At 56.1% G+C, this 22,289-nt stretch carries 22 protein-coding genes; 9 read left to right on the top strand and 13 right to left on the bottom strand.

Annotated elements, in window-relative coordinates:
* Window positions 1–102 precede the first annotated feature (102 nt).
* The 5 genes from ACFO1S_RS15485 to ACFO1S_RS15465 form a co-directional block, all read right to left on the bottom strand.
* Entirely contained in the window at window positions 103–777 is a 675-nt protein-coding gene (locus tag ACFO1S_RS15485; protein ID WP_204604824.1) for a hypothetical protein, read from the bottom strand.
* A 107-nt stretch (window positions 778–884) separates the two neighbouring features.
* A complete protein-coding gene (locus tag ACFO1S_RS15480; protein ID WP_204604823.1) occupies window positions 885–1,997 on the bottom strand; it encodes a TolB family protein in 1,113 nt (370 codons plus the stop codon).
* Window positions 1,994–3,481 carry a sensor histidine kinase gene (locus ACFO1S_RS15475; RefSeq protein ID WP_204604822.1) on the bottom strand — a complete coding sequence of 496 codons (1,488 nt, stop codon included), beginning with the start codon at window positions 3,479–3,481 and terminating at the stop codon, window positions 1,994–1,996. The genes ACFO1S_RS15480 and ACFO1S_RS15475 overlap by 4 nt, the downstream gene beginning before the upstream one ends.
* Window positions 3,478–4,161 (bottom strand): response regulator transcription factor, encoded by a 684-nt coding sequence (locus tag ACFO1S_RS15470; RefSeq protein ID WP_204604821.1) that lies wholly within the window; start codon window positions 4,159–4,161, stop codon window positions 3,478–3,480. Before ACFO1S_RS15470 ends, ACFO1S_RS15475 begins: the two co-directional genes overlap by 4 nt.
* Window positions 4,162–4,182: 21 nt before the next feature.
* Window positions 4,183–5,175: a M15 family metallopeptidase gene (locus tag ACFO1S_RS15465; protein WP_204604820.1), complete on the bottom strand. Its 993-nt coding sequence runs from the start codon at window positions 5,173–5,175 to the stop codon at window positions 4,183–4,185.
* A 215-nt stretch (window positions 5,176–5,390) separates the two neighbouring features.
* Between ACFO1S_RS15465 and ACFO1S_RS15460 the strand changes: the two genes are divergently transcribed.
* A complete protein-coding gene (locus ACFO1S_RS15460) occupies window positions 5,391–7,376 on the top strand; it encodes a methyl-accepting chemotaxis protein (protein WP_204604819.1) in 1,986 nt (661 codons plus the stop codon).
* Between the two features lie 108 nt (window positions 7,377–7,484).
* Window positions 7,485–8,153 carry a sensor domain-containing protein gene (locus ACFO1S_RS15455; protein ID WP_204604818.1) on the top strand — a complete coding sequence of 223 codons (669 nt, stop codon included), beginning with the start codon at window positions 7,485–7,487 and terminating at the stop codon, window positions 8,151–8,153.
* Between the two features lie 23 nt (window positions 8,154–8,176).
* Here the strand turns inward: ACFO1S_RS15455 and ACFO1S_RS15450 are convergent, their stop codons facing one another.
* Complete coding sequence (locus ACFO1S_RS15450; RefSeq protein ID WP_204604817.1) at window positions 8,177–8,485, bottom strand: winged helix-turn-helix transcriptional regulator; 309 nt, start codon at window positions 8,483–8,485, stop codon at window positions 8,177–8,179.
* 158 nt (window positions 8,486–8,643) lie between these two features.
* Here ACFO1S_RS15450 and ACFO1S_RS15445 point away from each other — a divergent pair, with 158 nt between their 5' ends.
* Entirely contained in the window at window positions 8,644–9,348 is a 705-nt protein-coding gene (locus ACFO1S_RS15445; protein WP_204604816.1) for a pirin family protein, read from the top strand.
* Between the two features lie 133 nt (window positions 9,349–9,481).
* Here the strand turns inward: ACFO1S_RS15445 and ACFO1S_RS15440 are convergent, their stop codons facing one another.
* Together ACFO1S_RS15440 and ACFO1S_RS15435 are read right to left on the bottom strand one after the other, a co-directional pair.
* On the bottom strand, window positions 9,482–10,297 hold the full coding sequence (locus tag ACFO1S_RS15440; protein WP_204604815.1) for a histidinol-phosphatase: 816 nt from the start codon (window positions 10,295–10,297) through the stop codon (window positions 9,482–9,484).
* A gap of 25 nt (window positions 10,298–10,322) precedes the next feature.
* Window positions 10,323–11,225, bottom strand: a complete 903-nt coding sequence (locus ACFO1S_RS15435) for a LysR family transcriptional regulator (protein ID WP_204604814.1) — start codon at window positions 11,223–11,225, stop codon at window positions 10,323–10,325.
* 202 nt (window positions 11,226–11,427) lie between these two features.
* Between ACFO1S_RS15435 and ACFO1S_RS15430 the strand changes: the two genes are divergently transcribed.
* Together ACFO1S_RS15430 and ACFO1S_RS15425 are read left to right on the top strand one after the other, a co-directional pair.
* Entirely contained in the window at window positions 11,428–13,041 is a 1,614-nt protein-coding gene (locus tag ACFO1S_RS15430; RefSeq protein ID WP_204604813.1) for an MDR family MFS transporter, read from the top strand.
* 6 nt (window positions 13,042–13,047) lie between these two features.
* The gene (locus tag ACFO1S_RS15425) at window positions 13,048–13,623 is read left to right on the top strand and encodes a PadR family transcriptional regulator (RefSeq protein WP_204604812.1); all 576 of its coding nucleotides are present in this window, start codon (window positions 13,048–13,050) and stop codon (window positions 13,621–13,623) included.
* 79 nt (window positions 13,624–13,702) lie between these two features.
* Here ACFO1S_RS15425 and ACFO1S_RS15420 read toward each other — a convergent pair whose 3' ends face one another.
* The gene (locus tag ACFO1S_RS15420) at window positions 13,703–14,929 is read right to left on the bottom strand and encodes a cation:proton antiporter (protein ID WP_204604811.1); all 1,227 of its coding nucleotides are present in this window, start codon (window positions 14,927–14,929) and stop codon (window positions 13,703–13,705) included.
* Between the two features lie 3 nt (window positions 14,930–14,932).
* Window positions 14,933–15,442 carry a cation:proton antiporter regulatory subunit gene (locus tag ACFO1S_RS15415; protein WP_204604810.1) on the bottom strand — a complete coding sequence of 170 codons (510 nt, stop codon included), beginning with the start codon at window positions 15,440–15,442 and terminating at the stop codon, window positions 14,933–14,935.
* A 206-nt stretch (window positions 15,443–15,648) separates the two neighbouring features.
* Here ACFO1S_RS15415 and ACFO1S_RS15410 point away from each other — a divergent pair, with 206 nt between their 5' ends.
* A complete protein-coding gene (locus tag ACFO1S_RS15410) occupies window positions 15,649–16,965 on the top strand; it encodes an MFS transporter (protein WP_204604809.1) in 1,317 nt (438 codons plus the stop codon).
* 24 nt (window positions 16,966–16,989) lie between these two features.
* On the opposite strand, the gene ACFO1S_RS15405 is transcribed toward ACFO1S_RS15410, so the two are convergent.
* Window positions 16,990–17,949, bottom strand: a complete 960-nt coding sequence (locus tag ACFO1S_RS15405; RefSeq protein ID WP_204604808.1) for a zinc dependent phospholipase C family protein — start codon at window positions 17,947–17,949, stop codon at window positions 16,990–16,992.
* Window positions 17,950–18,063: 114 nt separating this feature from the next.
* Between ACFO1S_RS15405 and ACFO1S_RS15400 the strand changes: the two genes are divergently transcribed.
* From ACFO1S_RS15400 to ACFO1S_RS15390, 3 genes are all read left to right on the top strand, one after another.
* A complete protein-coding gene (locus ACFO1S_RS15400; RefSeq protein WP_204604807.1) occupies window positions 18,064–18,522 on the top strand; it encodes a chemotaxis protein CheX in 459 nt (152 codons plus the stop codon).
* 112 nt (window positions 18,523–18,634) lie between these two features.
* Entirely contained in the window at window positions 18,635–19,417 is a 783-nt protein-coding gene (locus ACFO1S_RS15395; protein ID WP_204604830.1) for an SDR family NAD(P)-dependent oxidoreductase, read from the top strand.
* A gap of 27 nt (window positions 19,418–19,444) precedes the next feature.
* Window positions 19,445–21,004 carry a DEAD/DEAH box helicase gene (locus tag ACFO1S_RS15390; protein WP_204604806.1) on the top strand — a complete coding sequence of 520 codons (1,560 nt, stop codon included), beginning with the start codon at window positions 19,445–19,447 and terminating at the stop codon, window positions 21,002–21,004.
* 158 nt (window positions 21,005–21,162) lie between these two features.
* On the opposite strand, the gene pdaA is transcribed toward ACFO1S_RS15390, so the two are convergent.
* Both pdaA and ACFO1S_RS15380 read right to left on the bottom strand, forming a co-directional pair.
* Window positions 21,163–21,954, bottom strand: a complete 792-nt coding sequence (gene pdaA / locus ACFO1S_RS15385; protein ID WP_204604805.1) for a delta-lactam-biosynthetic de-N-acetylase — start codon at window positions 21,952–21,954, stop codon at window positions 21,163–21,165.
* A gap of 60 nt (window positions 21,955–22,014) precedes the next feature.
* Entirely contained in the window at window positions 22,015–22,224 is a 210-nt protein-coding gene (locus ACFO1S_RS15380; RefSeq protein WP_204604804.1) for a hypothetical protein, read from the bottom strand.
* Window positions 22,225–22,289: the final 65 nt, after the last annotated feature.

Here is a 22,289-nt window from a genome sequence, read left to right as displayed (position 1 = left end):
CCACACGCCACACGCCACACGCCACACGCCACACGCCACACGCCACACGCCACACGCCACACGCCACACGCCACACGCCACACGCCACACGCCACACGCCGGCTACTGCAAAAAATGACAGGCGCCGTCGGTTAATCGGTAAAGCACGCCGCGCTCCTCCCGGCCCCGGGGGACAGGGTGAATCCAGCCCTTGGCGGCAAGCCTGTCGATCAGCGTCCTGGCGGTTCTGTAGTTGATTTGAAGGTGCCGATAAACATCGATCGGACGAAAATCGCGCGCGAGCCTGAACGCGAGGCGAACGATTTCCTTCTCCCTCGGGTCCATTGTTGGACTGGGCAGGGCTGGAGCCTGGAATTGGCTGATAAACAAACGCAGCAAAGTGAGGCAAACCTCAGGTTTGTTCGCGACATTGTCGTAGGAGAAGGAAAGGAGGCGATATCCGAGAGACTGCAAAAAAACCTCCCGGTTCGTCTCGTTGTCAAACCCGTTGCGATCCATATCCCGGACATGCTTGGCGAAGCCTTTGATTTCGAAAAGAACCGTAAATCGCCATGGCGTTACCCAGGCGAAATCGGCAAAATAAGATCGGCCCCGCCAGTCCAATATTTCAAACTCGGGGTGTATATCCTCCAGGCTTCCCTTCAACGGCCACCACACCTTGTGCAAAAACATTTTCTCTCCATGAAAATTGCGATGCACTAACCGGCCTCTTCTTTCTCCTGTTCTTCGCTGGATATGATGCGACAAAAAAGCCGCGTAAGCTTCCTCGAATTCCATCGCGAACTCCCCCCTTAACGCAACAAAAGAACGTCCTTACCCGGCTTGAGGATAAGGACGTTCTTCGTCACTTTTACTTAGATTATAGCGCCAATACCCGGTTCTGCCTAGCTTACTCTGACCAGATAAGTCACGGAGCGATTGCGGTTCCGGTCATCGTCGGGCAAGGTGGAGGACACCATGAGCCGGTTGCCGGAGGGATTCCAGCGCAACGGGTCGGAGATGAATTTGATGTCCAAGGAGAGCGGAGATGACGTTCCGGCGGACACATCGGCGATATAGATGCCCCGAACGGTTCCGTTGGGCGTAATCCCGGAGTAGGCAAGCTTGGTTCCGTCAGGCGACCAGGCCATTCCGTAGATTTGGGAATCTTGAGCGATGGCGTGCAGCGTATTGCCTTGAAGGTCGGTGATGAGCAGCTCCATATTGCCGGATTTGATCCGTCTCACCAGAGCCAATCTTTGTTCATCGGGGGAAGGGAGCATCCATACGACATTGCTGACGCCGTCGATAGCAGAGCTTCCGTCCGACGAGCTACTCATAAGCTTGCCCTCCAAGGTCGTGTAATAAAAAAGGCTGCCGATCCGAAAAAGATTGCCGGGAAACATCTCATCGGTGTCCAGCAATCTGCGGGGCGTCTCATCGGACGTTCCCATCTCATAAAACGTGCCGTCAATGGTTGAATAGATGAGGGAGTCGTTATCGATCCAGCTTCCGTTATCGATCGTAATCGCATCCTCTTTCGTAAACGCCAGATTGCTCCGCGAGCTAAGATCGAGCAGATTCCCTCTGCCGGTATTGCTTTGAAGATAGAAGGTCTTGTAGAAGACCTTTGTTTTGTCCGGGCTCGCTACAGCGAAGCCCTGATTTTCCTCGCTGGCATGAATCGGGGTTTCTTGCCCAGTGGACAGCACATGAACGTAAACGTTGCTCGGATACCAGTCTGCGCCTTCAACGTGCTCAGGCTTCATATCCCTATTCTCGCGAGCGACCAGAAGCTCATCGTCGCTGAGCCAATCCGAGCCGCGGACATTGTCCAATCGGACGAGAGCGTCCACCTCCGTTTTCGGGTAGGCGATAGCTTCCGGGTTGTCCAGCACGGTAATCGTCTTGCCGCCGGCTTCGACTTGGTTCCGGTTCGAGCTCCATTGCGGCTGGCAGCCGGCAAGGAAAATCAGAACCGCAGCAACGATGCCCGCCGCGAACTTGCTATTTCTCACGGGAATTCCTCCTTAGTTACGCACGGATGGAAAAGAGGGAAGGCAAGCCGGAATACCGTTCCGGGCTCTTCCTGCAGCAACTCCACGCTGCCGCCCTGCTTTTCGGTCAACTGCTTGACGAGCGCAAGACCGAGCCCTGTGCCTCCGCTTTGCCGCGAGCGATCTTTGTTGACCGTGTAGAAGGGCTCGAATATTTTATCCCGCGCTTCTGCGGGGATGCCTATTCCGTTGTCGGCAATCTCGATGATCGCATGCTCGCCTTCGGCGCGGCCAGAGACAATGATGCGGCCGCCCGGCACGTTATACTTGATGCCATTGTCCAGCAGATTAACAAAGATGTGAACGAGGCTTTCGCGATCCGCCCAGATCGCAATGTCCGACAGCAGGGGAATGATCTCGACATCGTAACGCCCGGCCTTTGCCCTTAATCTGTCGATCAGGTCCAGCAGCAGCTTATCCAGATCAACCTGCTCGGGCTGATACTCGAAATCGTACTTCTCCAAGGCGGCCAGCCGCAAAACCTTATCTACCATGTCCGTCAGACGATCCGCTTCCAGTTGGATACGGGAAACGGCGTCGGAAGCCATTTCCGAGTCTCCCGGATACAGCTCCATCAATTCCGAATAAGCTTTAATAGACGTAAGCGGCGTCTTGAACTCGTGACTGATATTGCCGATAAATTGCTTCTGCTGCTGCTCCAGCTGTTGGAGCTTAGTTACGGCTTGGCGAAGCTTCGTCTCCTCGGCCCGCATCCCCGCGATGTTGTTTTGAATTTCGGTGCTCATATAATAAATTCCTTGGCTGAGCTGGCCCAATTCATCTTTGCGCCTTAAGGGGGCGGCAGGCAAAAACTGTCCTTTGCGAATTTGCTCTGCGGCGCGATTCAGCCTCACGATCGACGAGGCCGCTCTCCAGAAATACAAGTAACCGAGAATGAAGCTGACGCCAAGAACAGCAGCTCCAGTCAGTACGAATAGCCCTGCAATCGTATTGTAGAACCGTTGATCGTCGGCGAGGGAATACTGGAACTGGATCACGCCCATCTGCTCTCCCGGTCCCTGGATCGGCGACAGATAGAGCACGGATGCGTCCTCGCGCTGGTAGGCGATTTTTCCTTTTAGAGCGTACTTCAAAGCGTCGCTGTTGTCGTAAGAGGGGGGCGTGAGAGGAAGGGAATCCCCTACCTTCTTGCCGTCATTGTTGAACAGGACGACGTGCAGACCGGAATACACGGCCAGATCCATGGCGAATTGCTGTCCCCTGGACCGCAGAAATTGCTGGGCTTCGGTGGGAGGAGAGATCATATAGGCCTGCTTGATGCTCAAGTTGGCGATTCGCGTTTGCTGCAGCAATTCCTTTTCCATCCGGGACTGCTGCTGCTCCTTGATTCCTCTCAGCACGAGCAGGCTAAGCACGAACACAGTGAGCAGCAGGAGAAGGGCGAGAAACAGACTGAACTTAACCTTGATGCTGACGGCTTTCATGAATCGACTCCGGCAGCCTTGTAGCCTACGCCAAACACGGTTTGAAGCAAGGCCTGTCCGGTATCTCCGAGCTTCTTGCGAAGACGCTGCATATGAATATCGACCGTGCGCGTTCCCGCGGCATATTCAAGCCCCCATACGGTATCAAGCAGCTCGTCCCGGGTGTAGACCCGTTCCGGATGGGAGAGCAGCAGGGCGAGCAGATCGAATTCCTTGGGCGTAAGCTCTACGGCTTCATCTTGTACCTTGACAGTTCGCAGCTTCACATAAACCGTCAAAGCTCCCGCGACAATCGTTTCGGCCTCCGGCTCCTTCTTTTCCAATCGGCGCAGAAGCGCCTTCACACGAGCGATCAGCTCGCGAAGATCGAACGGCTTGGTCATATAGTCGTCTGCGCCCAGCTCAAGGCCGACGATTTTATCTACAATATCGTTCTTGACGGTGAGCAGGATAATGCCCATATCGGTGCGATTGTCCAGCTTTCGGCAAACCTCGTAGCCCGTCAGCTTCGGCATCATCACGTCGAGAATCATCACGTGAGGCCGAAAGCTGAGAGCCGTATCCAGAGCGGCTTGGCCGTCGTAGACGGTTTCCACCTCATAGCCTTCCTTGCGGAAGGCATAAGAAATCGGATTGGCGATGCCGGGTTCGTCGTCGGCAACGAGTATGCGTCTGTTCATAGTTTCACCTGGTTGTATGGTTTAAGCCTTGCGAGCCATCGCTGTCTCTGCATCTTCGAAATATTGCTCAAGCGTCACCTTTTTATTCGCAATATCCTCGGCGATTTCCTTGCCGACGAAGCGAACGTGCCAAGGCTCGTAAGAATAGCCTGTCACGGATTCCTTACCCTTCAAATAACGGATGATAAACCCGTGTTCTGCGGCATGCTTGGCAAGCCACTGGCCTTCCTTCGTTTTTCCGAAGCTTTCCTCCAAAGCATAGCCGACGCTGGCGCTTGAGATATCCATCGCCAGACCCGTCTGATGCTCGCTTTGGCCGGGACGGGCGCTAGTACGGTTCGCGACCTTCTCGCCCTTGCGCTTAACGTTGCTGTCGAAGATCGACTTCTGCGTCGCGTAGGAGCGATAGCCCGACACAGCCTTCAGCTTGATGCCGTCGTCCTTCGCCGCCTTGAACAACGATTCCAGAGCTTTGGCCGCCGCTTTCCGCATTTGCTTCTTGGGCGAGTCGCCCGAGAAGGAAAAAGGAACGTCGGGCACGATCAGGTCCTTGGGCACATAATCCGAGGCCAGATTGCGCTGCTTGTTCACAAGCACATAAAGGCTGGAGGCATTGGTAATGACGGCAAGTCCCTGCTTGTTTTTGCGCACAGTGCTGCCTGGCAAACTGTCGGCCAGCAGTTCGAATGCCGCGCTCTCCTTCACCGGAGGCTTCACCGCCTCGGTGGGAGGCGTTGATTCCGTCGGCTTCGTCTCTGTCGGCTTCGCAGTCGGCGGATTGCTCGCAGAGGCGCTGGGCTTCGGGGATTTATCGGGAGCCTGCGACGCGCTGGGGCTCGGCGATTCCGGCGATTGGCTCGGTTCGTCGGACGGGCTGGGCAGAGGCGTGAAGCTGGATGTCGGCGAAGCTTGTTCAGAAGGCAGCGCCTTCGATGACTGGGCTCCGTTATACCATATTCCTCCTATAATCACAATGCCAAGCGCTGCCGCTATCTTCCTATTTCTTTTTTTCATAGGTCATTCTCCTTGTAAGCATCCTATTGGTTCATCTCCGAGATTAATAGGACGATGTTTCTCCGTTATTACGACATGTTTCAAAGTTGTAAACTTCCTGTCGGACGGAAGGGAGCAAAAAAAGTGCGGAATGACGTCGAACGGGGCAGGATTAGGGGAGCTTCGCGTCAAAAGAAATACAGTTGAATTTGGATTCGGTTGAGAGGATGTTGGACATGGCAACCCGCCGTCGTTTCGGAGCAAGCATGAGAGTGCAAGTGATGCTGCTGATGATTGTCGTACTGATGATGCCGCTTGGGGGAGTCGGTTGGTTTTATTACAAAACGCTCAGCGAGGATCTGGGCGAGATCGAGCAAGCGCATGCGCTGGAGGTCAGCGAATCCGCGCACAGACTGCTCGCCCAGCTGGGAGAGCAGCTGTCGAGCTCGGTTATTACGAATGCCAAATGGAAGGACTACTTGCTGGCATTGAATGCAGGGGATATGGACTGGATTGAGGAAAACATCAACGTATCGCCGGAGATTATCCCCAACGTCAGCTTCGTGGCTACCGTCGATAACTCGGGAAAGGTGCTGACGCAGGCCGGGGATATTCCGGAATTTACAGGCAGCGTAAGCGACCCCTCTCTGATCGAAAAGGTTGCCGGCACGCCCGATGTGCATGGGTTCATGCTTACATCGCGGGGACTAGCCGTCGTGGCCGCTTCGCAGATTACGGACGAGCAGAGCCTGGAGCCTTCAACGGGCATTCTCGTCTTCGGTCGATTGCTGGATGACGAGGCCATTCAGGGAGTCGGCGCGATTCTGAACGCCGGCATCGGCATTCGGACGAAGACGGGGCAGCGGCTGAGCAGCGACGCGTCCGTGACCAGCCTTCTGGAAACCGGAGGGTCCGATAGCAGCGAACGGATGACATTCAAGACGGCTCAGCATGGCGGCAAACGAACAAGCCTCGTCGCTTCGGGGTATGCGGGGATGGACGGGGCGGAAATCGCCGAAATGGTCATCGCTGTGCCGGCGGAAGCCAGCGGAACGGTGCGTGCCGAGATGGTGCGCATGAGCGGAATCGCGGCGGTTATGGCCGTGCTGCTCTTCCTGTTGATTGCCTTTGTGCTGAGAAGACGAATTATCGTTCCGCTTGTCGCGTTCGAAGGCTTTCTGAACAAGGTGTCGGAGGGCCAGCTTTCCGGCGAGCTTCCGGAAGCGCTGAGCAGGCGAGAGGACGAGATCGGCTCGATCTCCCGCTCGCTGCAAGTCATGACGGGCCATCTTCGGACCATCGTGTCGGGCATCCGTTCGACCGCCTCCGTCACCTCGGCGGCTGCCGCGCAGCTGACGGAAGAGGCGGACACGGCGGCGGACGGAGCGCAGCGAATCGCCGGATCGATGAAGGAGGTTGCCACTGGAGCGGAGTCCCAAGCGCTCGGCATGAGGCGGGGCGCAGATGTCGCGTTGGAAATCCTCGGCGGAATGAATACGATCAGCGGGAGATCGGCCTCCGTCGCGGGAGTAGCTGAGCAGGCTTCCGCTCAAGCCTCCCAGGGGAACGGGACGGTGAACGGCGCCATTGCGCAGATGGAGAAAATCGCGTCGTTCGTCGAGACGTCGGTTCAGGAAGCCCGGCAGCTTCATGTGAAGTCCGAGCATATCGGCCGAATGGTCGAAGCGATAACGGATATCGCCTACCGGACAAATCTGCTTGCGCTTAACGCGAGCATTGAAGCGAGCAGAGCGGGGGAGCAAGGGCGGGGCTTTGCCGTCGTGGCGAGCGAGGTGCGCAAGCTGGCTTTGCAGGCTGACCGTACAGCCGGAGAAATCGGGGAAGTCGCAGGCGATGTGCAAGCCGGTATTCGCGCGGTCGTGCAACGCATCGATGAGGGACAGCGAGAGGTGCAAGGCGGAACCGAATCGGTTCGCGACGCCGGAGCGGCGTTTCACGCCATCTCGGCCAGCATACGGAATATGGAAGGCGAGCTTCAGGGAATAGCCTCGGCGGGACAAGAGATCGGCGCGCAGCTGGAGGAACTGTCGGCGCTGATCGAGCAGACGGAGGCGATATCCGAGTCCAGCGCGGATCGTTCGAGGGACGTATCGGGCATCGCCGAATCGCAGCTGGCCTCGGTTCGCAAGGTAGCCCGGGAGATGGGGGAGCTGGCCGACCGGATTCGCGAGCTGGAGCTTGCGGCGAACCGTTTCCGTTAAACTGGACCTAAGTCCAGTATTCAACCAAACAATAGACAAGGGTGGACGCGGGGGTTTTCCCTTATGCTATAGGTATAAAGGCATTAACGGAGAAATCGAGGGATTTACATGAAACCATCCAGAATAACCCAAACGGTTACCGCCTGGAAAATTTTGATCGGAAGCCTGCCCCGGGGGATTGTCGCCTTCGCGATAGCGATCGCCGGCTTGAGCGCCGGTCTTCCGCTGGCTGTTTTTTTCGTAGGTCTGCCGGTGCTGGCGGGCATGCTTATCGTCAACGGGAAGCTGTTAAGCCTGGAAGGCCGTTTGCTTGCCAAATGGGAGAGTTCTAAGAATGCGTCGTTCGCCGAACGCATAACGCTGTCCGATATTCGCTCGGACGACAGGCTTAAAGGCTGGAAGGGGTGGCTGAGCGTGCTGGGCAACATTCAGCATTACCGCGGCCTTGGCTACGGAATCGCCCAATTTCCGATTTCCATTCTCGCCTTCGTATTGGCCGTTGTCATTCCCGCGGTCGGCTTTGGTTTATTGCTTTCCCCTATCGCGTATCTGGTAAGCATCAACCTGTTTTCGTTCGACTTGTTTCAAAAAGACGTTGCCGTGGCCTGGCTGTTTCCCGGTTGGTCGAGCTTTCAGCGCTCTTGGTTCAGCGCGGGCCTAGGAGCGATCCTCCTGCTCTTCCTGCCTTCCTTGCTGCGCTTGCTTTGCGGCTTGTACGCCAGGTGGATTTACTGGATTTCGGGGACACAAGAACGAACAAAAAGCGGACCTGCATAGGCCCGCTTTTTGTATTGTTCGCGTTACATCCACGCTTCGCCCCAAGTCTGAATGGAGTGAATGACCTCCTCCAGTTGACGGCCTTTCTCGGTTAATTCATATTCGATGCGCACCGGCATTTCCGGATACACCGTTCGAGTAAGGATCCCGGCCGCTTCAAGCTCCTTCATGCGGTCTGTTAGCATTTTATCGCTCATTTCGGGAATTTGCTCTTTCATATCCTTAAACCGCTTAGGACCGCCGAGAAGTACGCGGATGATGAGTCCGGTCCATTTTTTGCCCAGCAACTCAGCAGCCGATTCGTACTTGGGGCACATTTTGGAATAGTCCATACCGATTCCCCCTTTCATGTATTTTAACACACGCACTTCAAAAAAGTAAGTATAAAATTAATTTTAAAAAGTAACTTTAAATAAGTAGTTTACTTTATTTATAATAGTTATTATACTGGAAATAAAGCAAGGAAAGAGCAAAAGGAGGCGTGCATCCCATGATCAACGTACAAAGGGCAAAGGATCGGTATTCCGCCGACCATGGCTGGCTAAAATCCAATTTCAGTTTTTCTTTCGCCGATTATCATGACCCCGACAATATGGCTTTCGGTCCTATGAGAGTATTGAATGACGATTCGATCGCGCCGACCAAAGGGTTCGGAATGCATCCGCACCGCGAGATGGAGATTGTAACGCTGGTGCTTGAGGGCGAGCTGGAGCATCAGGACAGCTTGGGCAATCGGGCCGTCACCAGATGGGGCGGCATTCAGCGGATGTCGGCGGGAACGGGCGTATTCCACTCCGAATACAACAGCTCCGCGACGGAGACGCTTGATCTGCTGCAAATGTGGTTCATACCGGCGGTTAAAGGGGTCGACCCATCGTATGAGACGACGGAATTCGATAAAGACGACCTTGTGGGAAAATGGGTGCCGATCGCTTCCTCCGCAGGTGAAGCGGGCAAGGTCGCTCATGTTCATCAGGATATGACGATCTATTTGACGGAAATCAGTTCTGAGGGTTCAATGGACTACAAGCAGCCAGCGGGAAGAAAAGTGTTTCTGTTCGTTCTAGAGGGAGAGGTCGAGGTGAACGGCGAAACAAGGCTCGCCCGCAGAGATGCGGCGCGTATCGAGGACGTTGCGGAGCTGACGCTCGGCAGCGGAGCAGGCGCGCGGTTAATGCTGATCGATCTTCCGTGAGCCATTTGTTACACAATTGAAATATTCCTGTGACCTAACTGTCGCAGAGACGGGGTATGATGAAGACAAGACCCCCTTTTTCATAATGTTGAAGCCTGCCACCGTTGGCAGGCTTCCTTTTTGCGTTCTTTCCTCAATAAATCGGAACGACAATCTTGCGCTTCTTCCGGTAAAATACCCAGCGGGTGAACCCGATCTCGCGAAGCCGCTCCTGAACGAGCTCCAGCTCGTCTCCGACCCGGCTCGGGAGGTGCGCGTCCGATCCGAACGTAACGTCCGCGCCGAAGTGCAGCGCCCGTTCCAGAATGGCGTCGGTCGGATACCAGCCGCCGCAGTCTTTTGTTTTGCCGCTCGTATTGATCTCAATGGCGAGATCGTTGGCGGCTACGGCCTTGAGCGCCTCGTCGATCTCGGCCTCCGCTCCGGCGATATCGGCAAATGCGGGGTAGTAGCCCTTCATCGCGTCGATATGCCCCAGCACCTGGAACAGACGCGATTGCGCAGATTGCCGGATAAGCTCGTAGTAGTGCTTTTTCTCCTCGGTCTGCTGGTCTTCGTTCAGGTTTTTCCAACGATTGCGGTTGAAAATGCTGACATTTCGGGTCTGATGAACCGATCCGATAATGTAATCGAACGGATAGGGCTCGTAGCTGCTCCGGTAAAGCTCAATCTGATCCGAGTAAAAATCGGATTCGACTCCGAGAAGCACCTCGATTCGATCCTTGTAGGCTTCCTTGAGTCTGAGCACTTCCGCGACGTAGTTCGGAAACTCGGACCGAGCCATGGCGATGTTCGGCTGGGGATGGTCGTGCTCATGGGCAAAATACGGCGAATGGTCCGATATGCCGATAACCTGCAAACCGGCCTTGATCGCCGATTCAATGTAGTCTTGAATGTTGTCCGAAGCGTGTCCGCATCTGTAATGGTGCGTATGCAAGTCGAATTTCATGTCATCACTCCTTGAAGGTCTCGGTTTATTCGCTGCCTACGAAATGATCCTCGGGCATGCCCTTCAGATCGTTCAAAAATTGTCTCATCGCGCTATTCACATAACGCCCCGACTTGGTCATGACTCCGACGGGATGACTGACCTCCAGCTCGCGGATGGGGATCATCTTCAGCGAGCCCCGCCGCAATTCCTCTGAGATGGAGAGCTTCGATACGATGGCTGCGCCCATATTCAGCTCGACCATGCGCTTTACTTCCTCGCTGCTTCCCAGCTCCATAACAATGTGAGGCTCGACGCCGTATTCCCGGAAAATCCGATCTGTGAACCGACGTCCGAGCGTGTCCGGCGACAGCAGAATAAGCGGGACGTCTTTGAGCATTTTAAGGGTGACTTTTTTGGCCTCTGCGAGGGGATGCTGCGGAGAGACCACGAATTCGAATGTGTCGTAATAGAGCACCGAGGTTTCCACCTGGAGGCTTCGATCGGTCAGGTAGCCGATGCCGACATCCACGGTGCCGTTCTCTACGCTGGACAGAACTTGCGCGGAGTTCATCGAGCTTATGCTTGTTTTGATCAGCGGATATTGATTCTGAAAGTAGGACAAAACCCGGGGAAGGATCTGGATGGCGATAGACGTCGTCGTTCCTAGAACGATCTGGCCTTGGGGGATTTCGTTCAGGTCGGACAGCTTCTGCTTCAGCTGCTCTACGATAGCTAATATTCGCTCGGCATGCTCTAGGAACACTTGACCCCGATCCGTCAAGGTGACGGGATGATTGCGATCGACGAGAATGGCTTTGAATTCCTCTTCCAGACTTTTGATTTGCGCCGATACGGCGGGCTGCGTCAAGCTGAGCATTTCCCCAGCTTTGCGGAAGCTCAACGTCTTGGAGATCGTGACTAGGGTTTCCAGTTGGCTAATGTTCACTTGTTCGCCTCCATAAGTATTGATTTAATTTATCGGCATCACTTATGTGCATAAAAAGGATTTGTCGGCACTTTCATTTCATTATAGGGGATTGGGCATGTCCGCGCAAAGGGTTTACAATTACTCAAATTTGAGTAAAATAAATGAGGTACTCAAATTTGAGTAATGAACGCAGTGATAACAGGGAAGGAAGTACTACAATATGGACGTGAATAAAAGCAATACGAAGCTTGTCGTAGCAGGGCTTATGCTCGGTCTGTTCATGGCATCGCTGGACCAGACGATCGTCTCCACGGCGATGACGACGATTATCAAGAAGCTCGGAGGGTTCGAGAGCTTCATCTGGGTTTATTCCGCTTACATGATCGCGATGGTCGTCGCGACTCCCATATTCGGCAAGCTGTCGGATATGTACGGACGCAAGAGATTTTTCCTGGCAGGTCTCATTCTGTTCCTGCTGGGCTCTATCCTGTGCGGCATGGCGCAGAATATGGATCAGCTCATCCTTTACCGGGCGCTGCAGGGAATAGGCGGAGGCGCCTTGATGCCGATCGTCTTCACGATTATTTTCGATCTGTTCCCTGCCGAGAAGCGTGGCAAGATGATGGGATTGTTCGGAGCGGTATTCGGCATCTCCAGCGTATTCGGTCCGATTATGGGCGGCGCGATTACCGACCACTTAAGCTGGCGCTGGATTTTCTACATCAACGTTCCCGTCGGCATCCTGTCTATCTTTTTTATCGCCAAGGCATATCACGAAACAAGGGTGGCCCGCAAGCCGTCCATCGACTGGGCCGGCGCGATCCTGCTGACCGGCACGATTCTTTGCTTGATGTTTGGTCTGGAGCTTGGCGGCACGGAAGGCTGGGCATGGGATTCCGCCCGCACGATCTCCCTGTTCGCGGGCTCCGCGATTATGCTTGCCTTGTTCCTCTGGGCGGAGAGCGCCGCTAAAGACCCGATTATTAAGCTTGGCCTCTTCCGCCAGCGGCTATTCACGAGCAGCATGGGCATCAGCCTGCTGTACGGCGGCGTATTGATCGCGGGCGCGACGTACATTCCGATCTTCGTTCAAGGCGTATTTCACAAGACGGCGACGGAAACGAGCACCGTGCTGACGCCGATGATGCTGGGCGTAGTGCTGAGCAGTCAGATCGGGGGCCGTGTCGCGGCGAAATTCCGCTATCGCGATGTCATGCTGATCTCTGCCATTACGCTGCTGATCGGGTCTTACTTGCTCGGCTTCGTCATGGACATGGAGAGCAGCCGATTCATGATCACCGTGTATATGGTCATTATCGGGCTGGGCATGGGCGTGTCCTTCTCGCTGCTGAACATTTCTACGCTTAACGCCGTTCCGCCGCAATACAAGGGGTCCGCGTCCTCGTTGATTACCTTCTTCCGGACGATCGGCTCCGCAATAGGAATTACGGTGTTCGGCGCTTTGCAGAAGCACGATTTCCAGCAGGGCGTACAGGCGCTGCCTGATCTGAGTCCCGAGCTGGCGGCCCGGATCAAAGGCGGGCAAGCGCTGCTTGACCCCGCGATCCAGCAGCAAATGGGCTTGTCCCCCGACATCGTCAACCTGCTGCTGGGCAAGCTGGCGGATTCGATTCTTTACTTGTTTCAGTGGTCCATTCTCCTTCCGGCGCTGGCTCTCATCTTCGTATTCCTGATGGGGCGCGCCCGCATGGAGAAGACGGCCCCCGGTCCGCAAGGAGCTTCGGGCGGGCAAGGGCCGACCGGTTCGGGCGATGCTTCGGCTTCCCGGCAGGGCGGCAAATCCCGGCCGGAACCGTCGCTGCCCCGAGGCTAGTCGATCATGTCAATTCGTCTGATTATTCTGGGCTTGCTTCAGGAGCGAAATTATCATCCTTACGAAATTCGGCAAACGATTAAAGCCCGCAATTGGCACCATACCTTCCGCATTCGCGACGGTTCGCTCTACTACGCGGTGGACCAGATGCATGAGGATGGCTTGATCGAGGTTGCCGAGACCATTGCCGTTCAGGGGGGCAATCGTCCGGATAAGCTTGTCTACCGCATTACGGACAAGGGAAAAGCGACCTTTCAGGAATTGATCTACGGCGAGCTTGGCGAAAGCTTCGTCCCGCAGCACCCCATGTTTGCGGCGCTGCCCTTCGCCCGGCACGCGGACGATGCGCGCATGGCCGAGATTATCGCCAAGCAGCTGGAGGCTTGCCTGACGAGGATCGCTCATCTTCGCGAAGTATTGAGCGTCAAGGGAAGCTGGCTTCCACGGGGAGCGGTGCGGCTGATCGAAGGCATACTGAGCTTCAGCGAGACGGAGCGAGCCTGGCTGGAGGGACTGCTGGAGGATGCCAGAAGCGGAAGGCTGACCGACGAAGGGAACGTTCCCGAGCAATATCGCAAATAAAGAGAAAGCCCGGTTAGGCATCGGCGGAGGAATTACCTCCCGCAACGAGGTCTTGACCGGGCTTCTTTATGCGGTTTCTTCAGGGTGCGTCCTTGGAGTCCCGGGCGCGTTCATCCCCGAAGCGGCCGGGCAGCCATCTTCTGAACAGCCGCTCGATGGTTTTCGTTTCTTTGGCGAGCACAGGGCCGAGTACGGCGAGAATCAGGACGTACAGCACCGCGAACGATTGAATGGCGGGCATAAGCCCTCCCGCTTTGCCGATGTTGGCCATGATGATCGAGAATTCTCCTCTCGACACAAGCGTAAATCCGATGTTCAACGAATGCCGCGGAGAGACGCCCGAGAGACGCCCTGCGATCATTCCAGCGGCAAAATTGCCGATCAGGGTCAGAACGACGGCCAGCAGCGTCATGCCTACCGCGCCTCCCAGCGTGGAGGGCTCGATGGTCAAGCCGAAGCCGAAAAAGAATATCGCTCCGAAAAAGTCGCGAAAGGGCATGACCTGCTGCTCGATTCTCTTGACGTGCTTGGATTCTCCCAGCACGAGTCCGATCATCAGCGCTCCGATGGCCTCGGCCACATGAAGCGTCTCCGAGAACCCCGCCACCAGAAACAGCAACGTCATGACCGTAAGCAGAAACAGCTCGGTCGAAGAGACGCCCAAGGGGATGTCGATATAGCGGACGACTTTACGGCCAATATACAGAAACAGGAAAATAAACAGAAAGGCGGTCAACGAGACGAGCAGAATGCTGGCGAACGAAGAGGCTCCGCTCAGAATCAGGCCGGTCAGGATAGAAATGTGCACCGCTATGAACAGATCGTCGAACATAATCATGCCCATGATGATTTCGGTTTCCTTGTTGGCGGTTCGCTTCAAGTCCACCAGAACCTTGGCTACGATCGCCGTGGAGGAGCTGGTCATTATTCCGCAGACGACCAGCGTTTCTTTCAGCGGAAGCTCCGCGATCCATCCCAGCAGCAGCCCGGACAGGAAGTTGAGTCCAACGTAGAATGTGCCGCCGATCAGAATGCCTTTGCCCGATTTCAACAGGCGCGCAACCGAAAACTCAAGTCCAAGATAAAACAAAAGAAAGATGATGCCCAGCCGGCCCATAAAATCGATGAAGCCGGAGCTCTCGATAAATCTCAAATCAATAATCCAGAAATGGGGAGCGTGCGGACCGACGGCCATTCCGATGAGAATGTAGAACGGGATGACCGAAAATTTAAGCTTCTGGGACAGAAAGCCGGTTAAGGTAATCAGAGCCACGGCCAAGCCAACCTCGAAGATGAGCGTGTCCATAGCCTATAGGCTCCCGTTGGCTAAAAACGTTCTCAGTTCCTTCAGATGCATTCGTTCCCCGGTCACGACAAGGGTCGAGCCGGAGGCGATCACGTAGTCGGGACCCGGATTGATCTGCTTGCTGTGATTTCTTTCGATGGCGGCGATAATGATCGCGCCAGCCGCCTGGCGAATGTCCAAATCCGCGATTTTCCGCCCGACGCACTGCCACTGGGGCTCTATCCGAATCCATTCGATAACGAGCTGGTCCAGCACCATCTCCTGGGCTTCGATCAGCTTGGGCTTGTAGCTGATGCCGGCCAGAATGGCGGATACCGCGCGGGCTTCCTCGTCATCCAGCACCGTCATCGATAACATTTCGTCGGGCGAGGAAGGGTCCATATGAAACAGCTCCCGCCTTTCGTCGTTATGAACGACGATGACGAGATGATCCCCCCCTCGGGTAACGAGGCTGAACTTGCGACCAATGCCGGGGAGACTGCATTCTCGAAAATTGAAGTCGCTATGGCTCATAGTAGATTTCACCTCCTGTCGGCGTTAGCTCCCGTCGAGTGATGAATGCGGTCGATCTGATCATGCCGATAGCCTCCTTGACGTTGAAATAACCCTTGCATCCAAGGGCTGCCCCCATTCTATCACACTTACGTCCCGGCGGCGATTCGTTCAAGCGAAGGTTAAGGCTGCATTAAAAAAAGCTAAAGCGGGGGGAGCAGACAGGAATGGGAACGCTTCATATCGAAGGATACGGGGACAATGGCGCTAAACAGCGGGAGAGGCGGCACGGATTGGACGACAAAAAAAGAATAAGGGCCTGGGTCATGTACGACTGGGCGAATTCCGCTTTTGCGACGACGGTGATGGCTGCGGTCATGCCTATCTATTTCATCAGCGTGGCGGGCGGTACGGATGGCAGTTGGAGCTTTACACAAACAGCGGCGGCGATTCTGGTCGCGTTATTGTCGCCGTTGCTGGGGGCGATCGCGGACCATACCGGCCGCAAGACGACGTTCCTGCGGGTATTCAGCCTGATCGGGGCATGCGCCAGCTTCGGACTGGCTTTCGTAGGACCCGGGGACATGTGGCTGGCCTCCGTGCTGGTCGTCATCGGCATGGTCGGATTCGGCACGGGCAATACTTTCTATGACGCTCTATTAAACGACATCTCTTCCCCGGCCCGTCGGGAAAGAATAAGCGCGCGGGGCTACGCCATGGGCTACCTGGGCGGAGGAATGCTGCTTGCGGTAAACCTGGGGCTGATTCTCGGTTGGGAGACAGTCGGGCTGCCGGATCAGAGCGCGGCTTCGCAAATCTCGTTCATGTCGGTCGGCATCTGGTGGATCGTCTTCTCCCTGCCGCTATTCCGACAGGTGAAAGACCAGCCGATGGCGCGGGAGGACACGATCGCGAATCATCTGAGGACGGGATTGAAGCGGTTGAAGGAAACGTCGGTCCGGATCAGGAAATATCCCGAGCTGCTCAAATTCATGCTGGCTTATTGGTTTATGTTCGACGGAATTAATACGATTATCGTTATGGCGGCCAGCTATGGCACGACGATCGGCATCGAGAGCAAGGATCTGATCACCGCGCTGCTCATCACGCAATTCGTCGGCTTTCCTTCCTCGCTCCTGTTCGGCAAGCTGGCCGATCGTCTGGGGAGCAAGAAAATGCTGCAGTTCTCGCTGGTCGTTTACTTGGTCATCGTTGTGCTGGGCTACTTTATGACGAGCGCTCTGCATTTTTACTTGCTTGCCGCCATGGTCGGAATGGTGCAGGGAGGCGCGCAAGCGACCTCAAGAGCCGTGTTCAGCAAAATGATTCCCGAAGGAAGAACTGCCGAGTTTAACGGCTTTCTCAGCTTGACCAGCCGATTTTTCTCCTTTGGGGGGCCGCTGGTATTCGGACTGGTGAAGCTGATCAGCGATTCGAGCCGTTCCGCGCTGCTAGCCGTGGCGTTCTTCTTCGTGGCCGGAATTTTGCTGCTGTCGCTCGTTAACTTCGCCAAAGGCGAGCGGGAAGCGCGCGAGACTGTCTAGGCGTATGGCCTACCGGGAGTAGCCCTATGAAGGCACGACGGACTCTGCGAAGCATATAGCGGCGGTTCCGCACGGCAGGCCCGTCTCATAGGAGACGTCTCCAAGCAGCTCGCCGAAGCGCGATTTTAGCCGGGACTCGGCCTGAGCGCCGTCGTTGTTCGCGATGGCCCGCTTCCAGGCCAGAACGGCCGCGGCAAGACTGCGGCCGTCTTCCAGCGCGAGATCCCATAGCTCCAGGGCGCTGGCTTGATGAACAACCGTTCGGTCGGACGGATCTATCCAGGTCTGGCGCGCTTCGTTGAGCACATCCCACTCCGGCGTTCGCCTTGGCGGGGAGAACGGCGCGAGATGACCGAGGGTAAGACGTCCCTTCCATCCCGAAGGATCGTAGAAGAGCCGCTGCGCGCTCTGGAATTGGGCGACCGCTCCATCGAGCTGATCGGCCGTGATGTTCTGCGCCAATGCCGGATAATGAACGGCAACGGTTCGCAGGAAGCCGGACGATAAATCTCCGGGCAAGCGTCCCTGGGTGTCAATTTCCGGCGCGACCGGCGTAAAGCCGGTATGCAGGCCGTCCCTGCGCAAAAGGAGCTGAGAATCCATCGCGGTTTCATATCGCTGATGATGCCATTTGCGAAAGCCGGAGCGGCTGAACACGAAAGGATGAAGGTTCCGGTCGAGCGCGTGATGCAGCAGAAAACCCAGCGCATAGGCGCTTGCGGGATCGTCGAGGGAGCGGTCTCGCGTCTCCTCGAACAGCGACAAGAGGAATGGGCCGCAGCGGACGGAGTGCATCAGGTTGCCGAGTTGATTCAATGCGGTGGACTTCTGCCACGGCAAATAATGATCGTAGAAGAGGAAGTCCGGGCCCTGGCAGCCGAGCTGGAAGGCGGTCTTCCACTCCGTAAGAGCCAAATTATCCGAGGTGGAAATAGCCCTTAAGACTTCTTTACCAAACTGTATATGGGCCCATATGTTCGGCAAGATTCCGCCTCCTTTGACAAAAATCAGTGTACTTGTACCTATGATTTCAGTATAATGAGATAAAGCAGTTGCGGCTAGCGGTTTAATCCAAGCAGACAAGGGGCGCGTTCAGGCATGAAGGCTGAGTACATCAACCCGTTTTTGGAATCCGCGCGGATGGTCATCGAGCAAATGGTGCAGATTCGTCCCAGCACGGGAGAGCTATCCATTCGTGACATCAAGTTCGCGGAAAACCACGTGTGGATTCAAATTGGATTGACGGGTCACTTGACCGGCGATATCGTATTTGGCTTAAGCGAGTCGGTTGCCATGCGTATCGTGTCCGCCATGATGGGAGGCTACGCGATCACCGAGATCGACGATATGAGCAAGAGCGCGATCTCCGAATTGGGCAATATGATCAGCGGGAACGCTAGCACCATGTTGTATAATCAGGGCGTTCATGTGGACATTACGCCTCCGAAAATTATGGGAACCCACTTCGCTTCCGCAACGGGGGCCAAGCGAGCGCTTGCCGTTCCGTTGATTATGGACGGGATCGGCGAGATGGAAATTCAGGTACTCATTGCTTGATCGCTATCCGATTGCAAATAAACATCTGGACGAACGCCCCGCGAGGGGCTTTTTTCATGGTAAAATAAAAGTTCCAGCGCGTTATCGTATAACGTCCCGGGAGGGGTAAATGATGAGAGAAGAGCTGTTCGGCAAAGTCGTGCTCATTACCGGGGCGTCGAGCGGGATCGGAGCGAGGGTGGCGGAGCTGCTCCTGGAGCGGGGAGCGATTCCCGTGCTGACCGCCCGCTCAATGGATAAGATGCGGCAATGGTCCGCGTCGAGGTCCGGCGAGCATGGGGTATATGAGATGGACGTTCAATCGGACTCGCAGGTCGCTGAGGTGATCGGACAGGTGCTGGCGCGCTACGGTCGAATCGACGTGCTGCTGAACAATGCGGGCTTCGGAGAATTTATGCTGGTCGAGGATGCGTCGATGGCGCATTTTCAGGAGATGATGGACGTGAACTACTTGGGGACGGTGCGCTGTACCCGTGCGGCGCTTCCCGCGATGCTGCAAGCAGGGCGGGGGCACATTGTGAACGTCGCTTCGATGGCCGGGAAGATGGCCAGCGCAAAATCGGCGGGCTACTCCGCGACGAAGCACGCGCTGCTCGGCTTTACGAATGCGCTGCGCCAGGAGCTGAGAGGCAGGGGAGTCGCCGTATCGGCCGTGAATCCGGGACCGATTGATACGCCGTTCTTCGAACGCGCGGATCCGGAAGGCCGGTACGTTCGCAATATTCGTTGGTTTATGATGTCGCCCGACAAAGTCGCAAGGGCAATTGTGTCGGTGCTGGAAACGAGAAGAGCGGAGCTGGATATGCCGTGGACGGCCGCTGTGGGAACGAAATTTATGCAGCTGTTTCCTCGAATCGGCAACGCGCTGTTCGGCAAGTTGATGAATCGCAAGTAAGGCATGTATGAAAGAGGGGACGAACTGATGAGCTTTACGGAGCTGGGACTTAACGATGCGTTGACGGACAAGCTGAAGGCTGCGGGGATTGCGGAGCCTTCGGAGGTGCAGCGGCAGGCGCTTCCCGCGCTGCTGGGCGGGAAGGACGGAATCATCGTCTCGCCGACGGGAACGGGCAAGACGCTTGCGTATTTGCTGCCCCTCTTGCAGAGGATCGACGGCTCGCGCAAGGAAGTGCAGGCGCTGGTGCTTGCGCCTACCCAGGAGCTGGCCATGCAGATCATGCGGGAGGCGGAGGCTTACGGCCAGCCGCTCGGAGTGAAGGCGACGGCGTTGATCGGCGGCGCTTCGCTGGCAAGGCAGCTTGAGCGGATGAAATCCAAGCCGGCGCTCATCGTCGGAACGCCGGGGCGCGTCCGGGAGGTGGCCAACACCCGCAAGCTGTCGCTTCATGCGGTCAGCTTTGCCGTTGTGGATGAGACGGACCGGATATTTTCCCTCGGGGGAAAGAATGATGTCGAGCATCTGCTGAAGATGTGCGGGCGAGAACGTCAAACGGTATTCGTATCGGCGACCCGTTCGCAAGCGATGAAGGAAGCCGAGAGAAAGTGGCAGAACGATCCATGGGTCTCGGACGTAACCGGTAAGGAGAATGAGAACGGCTTGTCCTCGACGCTGCGTCACTGGTATTTCCAAGGAGACCGCAGAGACAAGATCGACCTGATCCTGAAGCTTGTTCGCCACATGAAGCCGACAGCGGCGCTGCTATTCGTGAACGATACGGAGAAAATCGGCGAGCTTCAGGCCAAGCTGCGCTATGAGGGCCTGTCGGTAGACGCCCTATATGGCGACACGAGAGGACAGGAGCGCGGCGAGGCGATGCAGCGCTTCCGCAACGGCCGCACGAAGCTGCTGATCGCGACCGATGTCGCAGCCAGAGGGCTCGATCTTCCCGGGCTTCCGCTTGTCGTTCAGATGGAGCCCGCGCTCGACGCGGACCATTATGTGCACCGCTCCGGCAGAACGGCGCGCATGGGACGCGAAGGGACCTCCATTACGCTCATTGCGCCGGAAGAACGGTTTATCGTGGACAAGCTGGAGAAGCAGCTTGGCGTGACGTTCGAGCCGAAGATGCTTTACGAGGGACGCGTCGTGTCGCTGGAAGAGGGGCTTGCGCGCAAGGGCGCGAGCGGAAAAGGCCGTTCGAAACCTGGCGAGGAAGGACGTCCGGCGTGGAAATCGAAGGCCGAATATATGGCTTCGCTGGAGAAACGAAAGGCCTCGACCGAAGGTCAAGGGCGGGAGCCGAAGCCGGCCGCTGCCGAAGCGAAGCAAGGAGCGGAGCGCCGGGATACCGGTAAGCTGCCGGGCGCGAGGACGGAACCGGGGGCAGGCATTCGTGCGGCCAAGGTGCATGCTGCAGCTGGCAAGCGCGATGAAGCGACGGGCGGGAAGCCAGCCGCGAAACCGGTTGCCAAGCCGGCCAAGATCAAGTCCGATCGCGCCCGCGATCAGAAAAACAAGGGCGCGCCGAAGTGGCTGAAAGCGAAGCGGGAAGCCGCAGCGGAGGACAAACCGGCAGAGTAAGCACATTCCGAACAGCGGATTGGATTTCGAGAAAGGCGGCGTTGGGGGACTCCCCGCGCCGCCTTTTTCTTGAATACTGTTTTATTACTTATCTGATCGCGCGATACAAAACGTATGCCGCCGACCCGCGGAGGGGCCTACCTCGCCGCTTCGAGGCTTCATCGGTACGTTTTCACGACGAGGCTGTCAAGGCTTTTGAATTCGTAGCCCTGCTGTCTGGCCCCTTCGATGATTCGTCCGAGCGCCTCGGCGTTGTCGCGCGATACGGAGTGAAGCAGAATGACCGCGCCGGGATGAAGCTGCGCCATCACGCTGTCGTAAGCGTAGCGCCAGCCCTGCTGACGATTGACGTCCCAATCCTTGTAGGCGACCGACCAGAATACGCCGGTGTAACCCAATTCCCGGCAGGCGGCGAGCATACGATTGCTGAAGATGCCGCGAGGGGGCCGCATATAGCGCATTTCCTTTTGCGGCGTAAGCCGGGCGACCTCCTGCCGAACCTTGTCCATCTCGCTGCGTATTCTTTCCGTCCCGACCTGGCTCAGATCGGGGTGGCTCCACGAGTGGTTGCCGATCAAATGCCCTTCTTGCGTCATTCGCTGCACCAATTCGGGCTGATCCTTCACGAAATGCCCGGTGACGAAAAATACGGCTGGGACCTTCTTCTCCTTGAGCACGTTCAGAATTTGCGGCGTTAAGCCGTTCTCGTAGCCGTTATCGAAGGTCAGAAACAGCTCCTTCCGCTCCGTATCCCCGAGAAATATGGCTTCCTGCTGTTGAAGTACATTCATAAAGCCCTCTTCCGCAATGGAAGGAAGCGTCCCGTTTCGGCTTTTCTTGAACCCGAAGTGATAGGGAGAATCTCCTCCTGCGAAGGCCGTGCCGGCCCAACTCGGCGGCAATAACAAGCAGATGGCGGCTAATAACGTCGACAGGGCAATTTTACGCATGAAGCGCAGGCACTCTCCTCTTGGCTGGGTTCTATTTACCTTGGGATGACGGAGCGGGAATTATTCGCGCCGGCTCTTCGAGCCTCTTCTCTTGAACAAATCCGCGGCGAACATAAACGCGAGGACAGGTAGCAGCGTAATCGCTTCAACCCCTATAAAGCCCCAAGTTCCGATGGCAGCCCATCGATACCATCGATAGTCGGACAAATACGAATTCACGAGAAAGAGCCAGACGGCGGATAATAAATAGGCAATCGCATAGGGCTTCATGAACGATACCTCCCTTACTACCGTTCCACCTCGTCTTGCAGACTATTCAGAGTAAAACCCTATTT

Source organism: Cohnella boryungensis, assembly GCF_042651945.1.
GTDB lineage: Bacteria > Bacillota > Bacilli > Paenibacillales > Paenibacillaceae > Cohnella > Cohnella boryungensis.
The sequence above is the reverse complement of the archived record's forward strand: the minus strand, read 5'-3'. Positions and strand labels throughout refer to the sequence as shown.